The organism is Parafrankia soli, assembly GCF_001854695.1.
GTDB lineage: Bacteria > Actinomycetota > Actinomycetes > Frankiales > Frankiaceae > Parafrankia > Parafrankia soli.
This window is the reverse complement of the sequence record NZ_MAXA01000091.1, coordinates 1-14275: the sequence shown is the minus strand read 5'-3', so window position 1 is coordinate 14275 and position 14275 is coordinate 1. Positions and strand designations below refer to the sequence as shown.

General features: G+C 74.3%; 7 protein-coding genes and 1 pseudogene. 5 read left to right on the top strand and 3 right to left on the bottom strand.

The features are described 5' to 3' along the window. The first annotated feature begins 471 nt into the window (after positions 1–471). The 4 genes from BBK14_RS09160 to BBK14_RS09145 all read left to right on the top strand — a co-directional run bounded on the left by BBK14_RS09160 (position 472) and on the right by BBK14_RS09145 (position 8645). Positions 472–3765 (top strand): DUF2309 domain-containing protein, encoded by a 3294-nt coding sequence (locus BBK14_RS09160; protein ID WP_071061009.1) that lies wholly within the window; start codon positions 472–474, stop codon positions 3763–3765. After that, positions 3762–6428, top strand: coding sequence for a proton-conducting transporter transmembrane domain-containing protein (locus BBK14_RS09155; protein WP_071061007.1), 2667 nt, complete (start codon positions 3762–3764; stop codon positions 6426–6428). The genes BBK14_RS09160 and BBK14_RS09155 overlap by 4 nt, the downstream gene beginning before the upstream one ends. Next, on the top strand, positions 6425–7753 hold the full coding sequence (locus BBK14_RS09150; protein ID WP_071061005.1) for a proton-conducting transporter transmembrane domain-containing protein: 1329 nt from the start codon (positions 6425–6427) through the stop codon (positions 7751–7753). Before BBK14_RS09155 ends, BBK14_RS09150 begins: the two co-directional genes overlap by 4 nt. Positions 7754–7997: 244 nt before the next feature. Further along, positions 7998–8645: a PP2C family protein-serine/threonine phosphatase gene (locus BBK14_RS09145; RefSeq protein ID WP_071061003.1), complete on the top strand. Its 648-nt coding sequence runs from the start codon at positions 7998–8000 to the stop codon at positions 8643–8645. On the opposite strand, the gene BBK14_RS09140 is transcribed toward BBK14_RS09145, so the two are convergent. After that, a complete protein-coding gene (locus BBK14_RS09140) occupies positions 8632–11532 on the bottom strand; it encodes a serine/threonine-protein kinase (RefSeq protein ID WP_241831332.1) in 2901 nt (966 codons plus the stop codon). The genes BBK14_RS09145 and BBK14_RS09140 overlap by 14 nt on opposite strands. Positions 11533–12189: 657 nt before the next feature. Between BBK14_RS09140 and BBK14_RS09135 the strand changes: the two genes are divergently transcribed. Further along, on the top strand, positions 12190–13017 hold the full coding sequence (locus BBK14_RS09135) for a cobalt-precorrin-6A reductase (RefSeq protein WP_071061000.1): 828 nt from the start codon (positions 12190–12192) through the stop codon (positions 13015–13017). Positions 13018–13080: 63 nt separating this feature from the next. On the opposite strand, the pseudogene BBK14_RS09130 reads toward BBK14_RS09135, so the two are convergent. Beyond that, positions 13081–14052: pseudogene (locus tag BBK14_RS09130) on the bottom strand (RNA-guided endonuclease InsQ/TnpB family protein); the annotation flags it as partial. A 21-nt stretch (positions 14053–14073) separates the two neighbouring features. Then, positions 14074–14208: a helix-turn-helix domain-containing protein gene (locus BBK14_RS42745; RefSeq protein ID WP_476739388.1), complete on the bottom strand. Its 135-nt coding sequence runs from the start codon at positions 14206–14208 to the stop codon at positions 14074–14076. Positions 14209–14275 lie beyond the last annotated feature (67 nt).

Genomic DNA, 14275 nt, shown 5'->3' with positions numbered 1-14275 from the left:
TGTTTGCCGGGCAGCATTGGTGAACGCCTTCGCCGGTGATCGGCGACATATTCGAGGTTCATGCCACCTGTCGGCCGGCAAGGTTCGCGAGTAGCGTTCACGGTGATTCTCGCCACCGCCATGACCGGCGCGGTCCGTGGGGGGCCAGGGTCCTTCATACTGATGTGGGACAGGCGGTCTGGCGCCGGCGGTACACCGGTCAGCCTGGCCGGCCCACGGATGGGCGGAACCGGCCGCGCGTCGTCGCTGGATTCGCGGCCGCGTTCAACAAAGTACTTCTCTCTGGCGCCGGGCCACCCGCCCGGATTATCAGGTTAACCCGTCCAACGGCGGTCGGGAGCTCGCTGGGCCGACACGGTCGTCGCGATGCTGGAAGACATGTGAGTGCTCACCGCCATGGCGGGGGAACCGGTCGTTCGGAAAAGAAGAACAGAACCCCGGATTCGTCGCCGGTAAGGGATGGGAGGGGACATGGCCTACGCCGCGGACCAGATCGAGATGATCACCCGGATCGTGGAGGAGGCGGGCGAGCTCCTGCCGCCGCAGGCCCCACTGGGGTACTTCTCCCATCACAACCCGCTGCACGCCCTGGAGGAGCTCCCGTTCCAGCGCGCGGTCGAGCACGCCTCGGCGATGCTGGGCACGGAGGCGCTGCAGACCGAGGAGGCCTTCGCCGCGCATCTCGCGTCCGGCCGGATCCTTCCCCGCGATCTCGCCGCGGTCCTCGAGCATCACGGCGACCGGGCGGGCGCTGTCCCCGGCCGGCATCTGCCGGTGGGAGACCAGGGCACGCGCGGGGCCGGGGAGGAAATGCTCGACGGTGACGCCGAGGTCGTCCCCGGCGGGCCGACGTGGAACGAGTTCCGGCTCGCCCGGCTCGGGCTGTTCATCGACGTGCCGCGTGGCGCCGGGGCGTTGTGGGCGCTGGCCGACGGCGGTGAGCTGCACCGCGTCCACCCGCTGGTCACCGAGGCGCGGCGGGAGGAGCTGACCCGCCAGGGCCGGCGCCGTTTCGCGACCACGGAGCGGCGCACCCGGCGCGGCCGGGCGGCCCGGCTGCAGGCGCTGCGGGCCCGGCTGCTCGCGCAACTGTGGGAGGACCTGCGCCGGCACGCGCCGCCGCCGGCGCCGCGGCCGGTACCGCTGCGCCGCCGCGACCAGGTGCTCGAACAGTTCGGCGTCGACACCGACGAGGCCGTCCACCCGGTGCTGATCCGGCTCTGCGCCGCCTTCCTCGACCAGGGAGTCGCCGCCTGGGAGATGCCGCACCGGGAGAAGGGCCTGCTGGCCGCCTTCCGGCACCTGTTCGGGACGCTCGGCGCCCCGCGGGAGGCGTGCTGGGCCGGCCTCGGCGGCCAGCTGCGCCAGCAGCTCCGGATGAACTGGTCCGCCGAGCGGACGGTCGCCTGGGCGCTGTGGGCGCTGCAGGTGCCGGTGCACGCCTGGGCGGACACGGTGCGCGCGACGCTGGTCTCGCTACGCGGCTGGGCCGGGATGGTCCACCAGTTCGAGTGCCGTCCCGACCGGGCGCCGTCGCGCCCGGCACCCGCCCGGCTCATGGACTACCTCGCCGTCCAGCTCACGCTCGAGGTCGTCGTCTCCCACAACGTCCTGGCGCGGCTGATCGGCCCCGACGCGCGGCCGGAGGACCTCGGCCCGCTCGGCGCGCCAGGCGCGGCCCAGGGTGTCCTCGCGACCGGCACCACCGTCCAGGACGATCTCACCCAGGGTGAGCAGGAACTTCGCGGGGGCGACCTGGAGCTTGCCTACGAGGCGTTCGTCCTCGCGCAGGTGATGGACGTCGAGACCGAGGTGCTCTGTCATCCCCGGTGGGCGCGGGCCTGGTTGCGGGCCGTCGCCGAGTTCGACGCGGGCCGGCGGCGCTGGCTGCTGCACCTCGCCTACGAGCGCCGCTACCGGACCCAGGTGCTCGACGCGCTGTCGGCGCACGACCGGCGCTTCCCCGGGACGGTGCCGCCCCCCGACTTCCAGGCCGTGTTCTGCATGGACGAGCGGGAGGAGTCGCTGCGCCGGCACCTGGAGGAGAGCCATCCCCAGGTCCGGACCTACGGCGCCTCGGGGTACTTCGGGGTCGCCATGGCCTACCAGGGCCTCGACGACGTCCGCCCGCGTGCGCTGTGCCCGGTCACGATGACGCCGCGGAGCCTGGTCGTCGAGCGCGCGGTGGACGACGGCGAGCTGGTCGCCTACCAGCGGGCCCGACGCAGGAAGGCCCAGCTCCAGCACACGATCTCGGCGGCCCGCGGCCGTCCGGCGCGGGCCGCGGCGTACTCCGCCATCGCCGGGCTGGCCGAGCTGGTGCCGCTGGCCGCCCGCGCGGTCGCGCCCAGGGCCGCCGGCGAGGGCGTGCGGATGCTCGGCCGCCGGGAGCCGGCGCGTCCGCTCACCCGGCTCGTCATCGAGGCGGCGCAGGACCACACACCGTCCACCGGACCGGCGGGGGATGACGCGCAGGCGGGCGAGGCGGGGGAGCTCGTGCCGGGCGTGGGGGCGGGGCCGCTGCGCCTCGGGTTCACCGTMGAGGAGATGGCCGAGATCGTCGACACGCTGCTCACGACGATCGGCATGAGCGGCACGCTCGGCCCGGTCGTGTTCGTGATCGGGCACGGTTCGTCCAGCGTCAACAACCCGCACGCGGCGGCCTACGACTGCGGTGCCACCGGCGGCGGCCAGAGCGGCCCGAACGCGCGCGCGTTCGCCGCCATGGCGAACCATCCGCGGGTGCGCGCCGCCCTGGCCCACCGCGGCCGCCTGATCGGCCCGGACACCTGGTTCGTCGGTGGCCACCACGACACCTGCGACAGCTCCCTGGCCTACTACGACACCGACCTGGTGCCCGCGCACCTGCGGCCGGCCCTCACCACAGCCACGGACGCGCTGCTGACCGCCGTCCAGCTCGACGCGCACGAGCGCTGCCGCCGGTTCGAGTCGGTCGGCCCGGACGTCGCCGCCGGCACCGCCCACGCCCACGTGCGGGGGCGCTCGGAGGACCTCGGGCAGTCACGACCGGAGTACGGGCACAGCACGAACGCGACCTGCGTGATCGGCCGGCGCTCGCGGACCCGGGGCCTGTACCTCGACCGCCGCTCCTTCCTGGTCTCCTACGACCCGACCGCGGACCCCGACGGCGCCGTGCTCACCCGGCTGCTCCTGTCGGCCGCCCCGGTCGGCGCCGGCATCAACCTCGAGTACTACTTCAGCCGGATCGACCCGATCGGGTACGGCGCCGGGTCGAAGCTGCCGCACAACATCACCGGCCTGGTCGGCGTGATGGACGGACACGGCTCGGACCTGCGGACCGGGATGCCGTGGCAGTCGGTCGAGATCCACGAACCGATGCGGCTGCTGGTGATCGCCGAGGCGGAGCCCGAGCGGCTGGCCCGCATCGTGCGGGAGAACCCGCCGCTGCGCGGGCTGGTGGAGGGCGGCTGGATCCAGCTCGCCGCCTGGGACCCGTCCGGCCCCGAGACCTACCTCTACCGCGACGGCGCCTTCGAGCAGCACCAGCCCGAGAACCTGCGCTTCCCGGTGGTGGCCCGCTCGGAGCACTACTACGCGGGCCAGCGCGACCATCTCCCGCCGGCGCACGTGCTCGCCGTCTTCGGTGAATCCCCTGACGTCGTGATCGACCGCCCGGGCACGGTGGCCGTGACGGGCGCGGGAGCCGTCCAGCCCACGCGGGAGGCGATCGAGCTGCCGGAGCAGGCGAGCGGGCCGCTGCCGGTGCGGCGGGACGGCCAGTGACCACCGACCCGTCCCACCCGCTGCTCGCCGCCGCGCTGATCACCAGCGTCGCCGCGCCGGGCACGGCGGTGGCCGCGCTGGCGGTGCCCATGTGGTTCGGCCGCCTGCGGTCCGAACGGATCATCGGCATGATCGTGGCCGCCGCGTTCACCGTCTCGACCCTCGCCTGCGCGGTGCTCGCCCTCGGCCTGATGGCGACCGGCCGGGACACGGTCGACGCCAGCATCGGCCCGTGGTTCGGCGCGCACGGCCACACCTTCGCCTGGAGCCTGACGGCGGACATGCTGTCCGTCCCGTTCGCGCTCGTCGCGGCCGTCCTCATCGGGCTCACCGGCGCCGTCTCCGCGCGCTACCTGCACCGAGAACCCGGATTCGCCCGTTTCCACCTTCTCCTCGTCCTGTTCGGGACGGGGGTGGAGCTCACCCTGGTCGCGGGCGAGCTTCCGGCGCTTTTCTTCGGCTGGGAGCTGGTCGGGCTGACCTCGGCGCTGCTCATCGCCTTCTTCGTGGAACGGCCCGGGCCCGTCCGGCACGGCCTGCGGGCCTTCCTCACCTACCGCGCCGGCGACGCCGGCCTGCTCGTCGCGACGGTCTGGCTCGGGCACCTCGCCGGCACGGCCGGCGGAGACAGCGGCGGCCACGGCGGCAGGCACGGCCTCAGCTGGGACGACGTCCTGTCGTCACCCGGTGCCACCGCCCACGCGGAGATACTGGGCTTCCTGCTGCTGACCGCGGTGCTGGGGAAGTCGGCGCTGGTCCCGGTCGGCGGGTGGCTGCCGCGGGCGATGGAGGGACCGACGCCGTCCAGCGCCGTGTTCTACGGGGCGGTGTCGATCCACCTGGGCCCCTACCTCCTGCTGCGGGCGCAGCCGATGCTGGACCACGCGCCGGCCGTCCGCGCCGCCCTCGTCTGCGTCGGGGCACTGACGGCGCTGCACGCGACGCTCGTCAGCCGGGCCCAGAGCGACGTCAAGAGCGCGCTCGCCTACGGGTCGATGACCCAGGTGGGGCTGATCGTCGCCGAGATCGGGCTGGGGCTGCACACGCTGGCGATCCTGCACATCCTCGCCCACGCGACGCTGCGCTGCGCGCAGATCCTGCGCTCGCCCAGCGCGCTGCGCGACAGCCAGCGCCTGGAGCAGGCGCTGGGCGGCCAGGCCCCCGTGCCCGTATCGCGGCTGGGGCGGATCACGCCGGGACGGTGGCAGCCCCGGCTCTACCGGCACGCGTTCGAGAAGGGATACGCAGACGTGGTGCTTCGCCGAGTCGGAGGAGCCGCCGCCCGTGCGCTGACGGCGATCGACCGCTGGCAGCGACAGGCCGCCGACCTGATCGGTGGCCGGGGCACCGACCCCGGCCCGCCCTCTCCGGCCCGCCCCCCGGGACCCCCGATGCGGCCACTGACAGGCCCGATCAAGCCCGTCGAGGACGTCCCGGCCAGCCCCACCGGCGATGCCTCCGCCAGGGCCGCCGGGGACCTCCCGGCCGGGGCCCGGCCGCGGCAGCCTGCCGACACGCGGGCGGAGCCGCCGGCCGGGGCTGGGGCTGGGACCGCGCCCGCGGAACCGGAGCGCCGTCCCGCGGCCGACCCCAGGGCCCGGCACGGATCCGGGCCTTACGGCGCCGACTCCTACGCCCTGGACTTCTACGGCCCTGACCCGTGCGGGCCTGACCCGTGCGGCACGGACAACGCGGTCCCGGGCGAGGCCGCCCTGACGACCCGGCCGATCGTCGGGGAGACGGCGGAGCCTGCTGCCGGTGCGGAGGTCGCTGAGGTGGCGGAGGCCTCGGGTCCGCAGGAGGCCCCCGCCGCGGCCGAGACCGCCGGCAGCGCCGGCAGTGCCGAGATCGCCGAGATCGCCGAGGATCCGGCGTGCCCCGGGGCGGGGGAGCACGGCGGGCCTGCCGAGGAGTCTGCGCCGGTGACCCGGCCGGCGGCCTCGTCCCGGCTACCGAACCTGCGCAAGCTTCCCGACCAGGCCCTACCGCCGGCGGTGTCCCGTCCCGGGGCGCCTTCGCGCCATGCGGAACCGTCCGCACCGCCCTGGCTGCCGGGCCCGCGCCCGGCGGCTGACGACCTCGCACCAGGCGCCGCGCCGTCGGATGTCGCGCTGTCGGGTACCGCGCGGTCGGCCGCACCCTCGGACGGGGCCCCCGACGAGCACGATCGGCCGGGCGCGGCCGACGACCGGGGCTCGGTGAGCGACCGAAGCCCAGTCACCGGCCCGGGTCCAGTCGATGGTCTGGAGACGGCCGACGCCCCGGAGGCTGTGGACGATCCGGGCACGGTTGGCGATCCGGCGGTAGATGTCGTGGGTACGGCGGACGCCCCGGAGGCGGTCGACGGTCCAGGGACTGCCGACGCCGCGGCAACGGTCGATGGTCCGGAGGCCGTCGACGGCCGGGAGGCGACCGACGGTCCGGACGCGGTCGACGGTCCGGAGACACCCGGGGGTCCGGAGACGGTCGACGGTCCGGAGGCGCCGGAGAGGCCGGGGCCGGGCGGTCTGGCGCGCCGGGACGACGATCCCGCCACGCACCGCCTCCGCACCAGGAACGGTTCGCCCACCGTCGGCGCCTCGCGTTGGCGCCACCAGGAGGACCGGCCCCGGTTCCCCGCGGATGTCCGCCCCGTCCGCCCCCGGGGAGGAGGGCCCTGGTGACCGTCGCGGTCGTCCCGTTCGTCGCGGCCGCCTTCCTGCTCGCCGGCTCGGTGGCGGCGCGGCGGGCGCCGGACCCTCGGGCCGCCCGGGCCGCCGCGGCCGGGTGCGTCACCGTCACGGCCCTCGGCGTCGCCGCGACGATGGCCGTCACCCGCTGGACCGGGTGGCCCGACGGCCACCAGGTGGGCCTGCTCGCCCCCGGGTCCGGGTGGTGGATGCCGTTCGTGACCTGCCTGGCCGGTCTCGGCGCCACCGCACTGGCCCCGATCACCCCACCCCTGACCGCCGCAACGCATGGCGACGCGCGGGCGGTCGCCTCTCACGACCAGGCGACATTCGCGCGGATCATGCTCGTTCTCGCCTGCGGCGCGGCGGCGACGGCGGTGGCTGATCCGGTCGCGGCTGTGATCTCGTGGGCGCTTTCGGCCTGCGTCGTGTGGCGGGAAATGCGTGAGCGCGCCCCCGGCCGCGGCCCGACCCGGCTGTTCGCCCTGCACCACTTCGTGGGAGTCGGGGCCTGCGCCGCCGGGCTGCTCCTGGCCGACGGGCTCGGCGGCACAGCGGCCGCACTGCTGCTCGTGGCCGGCGTTGGTGTCCGCCAGTGCCTACTGCCACTGCACCTGTGGTTCGAGCCCTTCGCCCGGACGGCCCCAGCCGGGCTGGTCGTCGCCTTCGCCGCCGGGCCCGCGGGCGTTCTGCTGCTCCCCGAGGTCGGACGGGCCGTGCCGGACCGCGGCTGGGTCGTCGCCGCGGCCGCGATGACCGCCCTGCTGGGCGCCGGACTCGGGCTCGTCGCCCGGGACGTCCGGTCCGCGCTGGCTCAGGTCGGCCTGGTGCTCTCCGGCATCGTGAGCTGCGGAGTTCTCATCGGGTCCGAGCCGGCGCGGTCGGGGGCCGTCCTGGCCTGGCAGGTCGGCGCCGTCGCCGCGGGCGGTGCGACGATGATCGCCGCGGCGACCGAGGCCCGGCGGGGTCCGATGCTCCTGACCGGCCCGGGTGGCTGCTTCGCCCGCACGCCGCGGCTCGCCGTCGCGTTCCTGCTGTTCGGGCTGACGTCGATCGGGTTCCCGGCGACCCTCGGCTTCATCTGGGAGGACCTGCTGCTGGACGGTGTGGGCGGCTGGTCGCTACCGGTGACCGGCGCCCTCGTCCTCGCGATCGCCGGAGCCGGTGCGACGGTGATGAAGTGGTATTTCGCCGGCTACACCGGCCGGCGTGACCATGTCGGCGAGCAGGACCTGACCCCGCGCGAGTCCAACGCCGTCACCGTCCTGCTGGCCGCGCTGATCCTCGGCGAGCTTGCCCCCGCCCTCCTCCTCCCCTGATCACCCACCCCGCGCTCCCCGCACCCCACCCAACTGGCGACCGGCCGGCCGCCCTCGCACCGGACTGGTCGACCCCGCGCGCTGGACCGAAACCGAGCGTCGCACCGGCGCCGAGCCCAAGCCCGAGCCCGAGCCCGAGCCCGAGCCCGGGACCGGGACGGAACGCGGGCCGGATGCCGCGCCCCGGGGGGCAGATCAGCAGGGGCGTGGGCCGCGGGCACGCCGCCTGATCGCCAGGTGGGCGGTGCGGGGAGCCCCGCTGGCGGCGATGGTGGGCGGTGATCTCTACGAGGTGGTGGACAGCCCGTGGGGCACCCGGCTGCTGATCGGTGATGTGCGCGGCAAGGGCCTGGACGCGGTCGGGATCGCCAGCCGGGTGCTCGGCTGCTTCCGGGTCGTCGCCGAGATCAGCGTCCTGGACGACTTCGTCACCGCCGTCGTCGTGCAGATCCGCGGCGACCGGATGGACATGGTCAACGCCGGGCACCCCGATCCGATCCTGGTACGCCGGACGTCCGCGCGACCGCTGACCGCGGTCAGCAGGCGGCCGCCGCTCGGGCTTCTGGTCGGCGGGGCCGACAGCACCTCGATCGTGATCGAGCCCGGGGACCGGGTGCTGCTCTACACCGATGGCATCGCCGAGGCCCGCCATCCCGGGTCGGGGGAGTTCTTCCCGCTGTTACCGGCCGTGGGCGCGGCGCTGGCCCGGCCCGCCACCCTCGACAACTGCTTGGGTGATCTTGTCGCCCGGGTCCGGGAGTGGACGGGCTCGGCGCTCACCGACGACGTCGCGCTGCTGGTGGCGGAGGTCCTGGGGCCCGGGTCTCCGGCATCGGGGCGCCGCCCGGCGGCCGCTGACCTCGCGGATCCCGTCCGGCCTACTTCTTGGTGACCTTGCCGTCGCAGCTGTAGACGAGGACCTTGCCGTCGCCGTCGTCGTCCGTGTAGTCGACCTTCATGTCGTCGTCCCGGACCCAGCCGTAGGTCTCGGTCCCGTCGAGGCGTGCCCACCACCACGTGTCGTTGGTCTTCGTCACGACGTTGCACCACAGCCAGAACTTCCGGCCCCGCACGAGCGTCACGACCGCTCCGCAGGTGTCCGCCGGGCCCTCTCGCAGGACGCTCGCGTTGATCAGGACACCGGTCCCGTCACCGTTGGCCCTGGTGGCGGGTTTGGCGGGGCAGCTGAGCCGCTGAGTGGGCGTGGGGGAGACCCGCGGGACGACGGGTGCCGCCCGCGGGGTCTCGCCGGTCGCCGGCTTCGGGGCGGGGGCCACGGTCGGCGTCGGCGTGGCCGTGGGCGAGGCTTCGGCAGCCCTCGGCGTCGTCCTCGACTCCCGGCGGATGGCGCCCGGCGACGCTTCGGGGGAGCCCGGACCGTCCGTACCGACGTCCTGCGACGGGGTGACCACGAGCGCGACGGGCTCGCCGCCAGCCGGCTTGGAGGCCAGCCAGAAGAACACCGCGCTGACGGTGACGAGCAGGGCCAGCACGACGGTCACCAGACGGCGACGCCGACGGCGGCCGCGGCGGCGGGCCCCGGACGGGTCGCCGTCGCCCGAGTCGGACGGGGACGCGGGGTCACCGGCCTGCCGTGGCCCGTCCGACCCGGCTGACCCGGACGCGCCCCCGGCACCCCGCTCGCCCCCGCAGTCCCGAGCGTTCTGGGAGTCCTGGGAGTCCTGGGAGTCCTGTGCGTTCCGTGGCGTGGCCTGCTCGCCTGGGGCGGCCGGGCCGGATGAGTCGGTGGTCCCGGCTGGGCCGGGGGCGCCGGCGCCCCCGGCGGAACCCGGCGAACCCGGGGACGGGGCCAAACCAGGGAAAGCCGAGCCCGCGGCGGCCCGGGGCGCGGATCCGCCCGGCGCCGCGGAACCGCCGGAACCGCCGGAACCGCCGGAACCCGTGAGTCCGCCGGAGCCCGCGGGCCCGGGCCCGGGGGAGTCCGTGAGCCTGGGGGAACCCGCCGGGCCGGAGGAGCCGGTGCCCGGAGATCCGGTGGCCTTGCTCGGCCCCGCGGGAGCGCTCGGCCCCGCGGGAGCGCTCGGCTCGGCAGGGCCGTCCGGTGTGGATCTGCCGGATGGCTGAGCCGGAGCGTTCGCGGGGGCGGAGGGGCCGGCGGCCGCGAGGGCGCCGCGAACCGCGGACGACCCGAACGCGGCCTGCGCACCGTTCATCCCGTTCGCGACGGACTCCGGCATACCCGCGCCGTCCTCGGGACTGGGGGCGGGCGTTCCGAGTCCACCGGAGGTGTCGTAACCGGCCGCGGCACCCGCGGCGTCGAGCCTCCCGGGCTCGTCGGACGCACCGGCCGCGCCCGGCGAGCCGGGTGCGCCGGATGACTCAGGGCCACCGGCGCCGCGACGGCTACCAGGGCCGCCAGGACCACCGGCACCGCCAGGACCACCGGCACCGCCAGGGCTACCAGGGCCGCTGAGGCCACCGGAGCCACCGGCCGGTGGGCCGGCCAGGGCTTGTGCGCCGCCGGCCGCGCCGCCGGCGGCGACGCTCGCCGCCCCGATCGCGCGGGGGACGCGGGGTGCGCACAGGGCCCGTGGCTGGCGGGCCGCGTTGAGGGCCCGCGGGGAGTTCCCCGCGTTGAGCGCATGGGGCGGATGAGGGGCACGCGCGATGTGGGTGATCGACGCCGACGAGTAGGACGACGCCGAGTGGGGGGCGGCGACGTTGTCGCTCGGCTCGCTCGGGAACGGCGTGCCCAGCGCGTCCATCGCGTCGGGCGCGCCCGTCGGCGCCGACTGGAACGTGGGTGGCGGGACCGCCGACATGCTCGCGGTCGGCGAGGGCACCGTGGAGATCCGGTACCGGGTGACCTCGGCCGCGACCGTGGGCGGCAGCCATCCGCCGCCGGTCTGCAGGTACAGGTCGTCGGTGATCGCGGATCGGCACAGCTCGATGACCTGCGTGGACGTCGGCCGCTCCGCCGGGTCCTTCGCGAGGCAACGGGCGAGTACCTCCCGCACGTTGTCCGGGCAGTGGTCCCAGTCGGGCTGTTGGTGCTCGATGCGGTGGAACACCGCGGCATCTGACCCGAACGGGGGACGTCCGGTCAGGGCGTAATAGGCGGTCGAGCCGAGTGCGAAGACATCGCCCGCGGCGTCGATCTGCTTTCCCCGGACCTGTTCCGGTGACATGAATGCGGGTGTTCCTATGCGTACACCCGTTTGGGTCATGGCCGCGGTCGATGTCTCGATGGCGCGGGCCACACCGAAATCAATGACGCGCGGCCCGTCGTCGGCCAGGATGACGTTGCCGGGCTTCAGGTCGCGGTGGATCACACCCGCCCGGTGTATGGACTGCAGTGCCTCGGCCACGCCCGCGATCAGCATCAGCACGGTCGCCGACGGGAGCGCGCCCTGGCGCACCACGGCGACCGCCAGCGAGGGGGCGGCGACATAGGCTGTGGCGATCCACGGGCGCAGGGCCTCGGGATCAGCGTCGATCACAGGAACGGTGTAGGGCCCCTGGACCCGCCGCGCGATCGCGACCTCTTTCGAGAACCGGCTGCGGAAGTCGGGGTCCGCCGCGAGTTCCGGGCGGGCCACCTTGAGGGCGATCGGACGTCCGCCGGGGGTGTACGACAGGTACACCGCGCCCATGCCGCCTTCGCCGATCCGGGCTCGCAGCAGATATCGGCTCACGCTGTGTGGATCGTGCGGCGTCAGCGGGGTAAACACCGCATCGCGCACGGGTTCGATCCGACTGGCGGGCGCTGCCGGCTCGCCTGGACCCACCCCGACCGCGCTCTGCGGAGTGTCGCTCATCGTCCCCCTCCCGGGGCCGCGCCCAAATCGAATCGACCATGTCGGAAGAACGACCATGTCGTAAGAAATGGGTTTAAGGCAGTCACGTGCATCTTATGGGTGGCTACCGTGCCAACCGCCTGTTCGGGCGGGTGGTCTGGGTCCGGTCGGGGTGTGACCGTGCGCTCGTGTGGATCGCGTTACGGCCTACTTGACGGCCGCGGTTCGACGGCTTTCAGTCCCATGACCTGCACGGAGTCGAAGCGTCGGGTGCCGGATGGCCGCAGCGGCGCCCACCGGTCGGCACTTGGTCGGTATCCGGACGGCACCCGGCCGCGCGTCCGACGGCCCGCCGCATCGCCCAGATGGGTGAGAACCCGCGAGCCCGCCAATGCCGGACGGCGCGACCTCGCGCATGCCCGGATGCGCACGGCACCAGGAACCACACGGAGAGACAGCAGAGGCGAGATCGAATACCAGGGAAAGACGACCGGGCGACCCGGGAGGAAGGGAGGAGGCGCGGCCGTGAAGAACGGCCTGCGGAACGGAGCGGACGAGACGAGGCGGAGCTGATGGGGCGGAGCGGAGCTGATGAGACGGGCGGATGGGAGAGACTGGCGCTGTGCAGCCGGCCGGTCCCTACCGAGCACCCGGGGCCTGCCGGCCGGGTGCCGGCCGATGACCCGGCGCGTGCTGCTGTTGGGCGGCACCGCCGAGGCCCGGCGGCTCGCCGCCGCCCTCGCCGACCGCGCGGATCTCGACGTGGTCTACTCCCTCGCCGGCCGGCTGTGGCCCCCGACAGCGTCGACGGTGCCGGCGGGGGCCACCGTCCGCAGCGGTGGGTTCGGTGGCCCGGACGGCCTGGTCGAGTTCCTGCGGGAACATGACGTGGCCGCGGTGGTCGACGCGACCCATCCCTTCGCGGCGCGGATCACGGCGGCGGCGGTCGCAGCATGCGCCGCGACCGGCGTGCCGCTGCTGGTGGTGCGCCGTCCCGGCTGGACGGAGAGCGACGGCGACGACTGGCGGCGGGTGCCGTCGCTGCCCGCGGCGGCCGCGCTGCTCGCCGCTGGCCGCCCCGGCGGGCCCAGCGATCCCGGTGAACTCGGTGAACCGGGCGAGCCCGGCAAGCCCGGAGAGCGGCGCGGTCGCCGGGTGTTCCTCACTGTGGGCCGTTCCGGGGTCGCCGCCTTCGCCGGGCTCGACCACTGGTTCCTGGCGCGATCCGTCGAACCGCCGCCGGGGCCGGTCCCGCGACGGCTGCGCGTACTGCTCGACCGCGGCCCCTTCACCGTGGATGCGGAGACCGCGCTGCTGCGCCGCCACGAGGTCGACACCGTCGTCACCAAGGACAGCGGCGGCTCGCTGACGGCGGCCAAGCTGGTGGCCGCGCGCCGGCTCCGGCTGCCGGTCGTGATGGTCGACCGGCCGCCGCTGCCCCGGCAGGCCCGGGTCGTGGCCACGCCGTCCGCCGCGATCAGCTGGTTGACATCCTCCCCGGCCTGACGGCCGGGGATTCCCGTACCTTGCGATACGGGTTCCTGCTTCACCAACGGACGCCTCCTCGCTCTAGGAGCGAGGTGGTCTCACTCCGTCTCCACAGGCAGACACCGCGAGCCCCGCGGCCAGAATGTTCYKCGCRGCGTTGACATCCCGGTCGTGGYGCGCRCCGCAGCGGCACTCCCACTCCCGTACGTGCAACGGCAGCYTYTCGACGATCGACCCACAGGCCGAGCAGGTCCTGCTGCTCGGGTAGAAACGGTCGACCGCSATCACCGTGCGGCCATACCAGTCGGCCTTGTACTCCACCATCCGCCGCAGCTCCGACCAGGAAGCGTCSGARATCGCCCGTGCCAGCGAATGGTTRCGGACCATGGTGCGGACCGCCAGGTCCTCGATGACCACCGTTTGGTTCTCGCGGATGATCCTCGTGGACAGCTTGTGCAGATGATCCCGGCGCCGGTCSGCGATCCGCCCGTGGACACGCGCCACCGCGAGCCGGGCCCTGGCCCGGTTCACCGAACCCTTCCGTTTRCGGGACAGCTCCCGCYGCGCGCGGGCGAGCCGGGCACGGTCGGCCCGCTCGTGCCGCGGGTTGGTCACCTTCTCGCCCGTCGACAAGGCGACCAGGGACGTSACRCCCGCATCGACCCCCACCCGTTCCGGCGACGGAGGCAGGCTGGTGATGGTCTTCTCGACCAGGATCGAGAKGTGGTACTGGCCGCGGGCGTTGCGCGACACCGTCACCTGGGACGGCGCCGCRCCCTCGGGCAGCGGACGCGACCAGGCGATGTCCARCGGCWGRTCCTGTTTCGCSAGCCTGACCTGCCCGTCGCGGAAAMCGAAGCAGTTGCGGAAGTAGGTCGCCGAGTCGAGGGTCCTGCCCTTCTTCTTGAAGGACGGGTAGCCGGCCCGCTTCTCCCAGAAGTTCACGTAGGCGGYCTGCAGATGCCGCAGCGTCGCCTGCARCGGCCCCTTCGACGGCTCGGCCAGCCACACTGTTTCCGGGTCGCGTTTCCAYGCCGTCAGCATCGTGTCCGTCTCGGCATGCGTGACCCGGCGCTACTCCTGGAACCAGGCCCGGTGCCGCTCCGCCAACGCCCGGTTGTACACGTAGCGCACRCAGCCGARCGTTYTCGCCAACTGCTCGGCCTGCTCGGCAGTCGGGTAGAAGCGGTACCTGTAGGCCCGCTTCACAACCCGACTCCCCACGACCGGCAGAATACATCATTCGACTGTCACCCCGACGGCGGAGTCGACGCGC

What these genes read in the sequence shown, in the direction of transcription:
- BBK14_RS09140 (WP_241831332.1), bottom strand. Translation starts at nt 11,532, where the DNA reads ATGAGCGACACTCCGCAGAGCGCGGTCGGGGTGGGTCCAGGCGAGCCG.
- BBK14_RS09135 (WP_071061000.1), top strand. Translation starts at nt 12,190, where the DNA reads ATGACCCGGCGCGTGCTGCTGTTGGGCGGCACCGCCGAGGCCCGGCGG.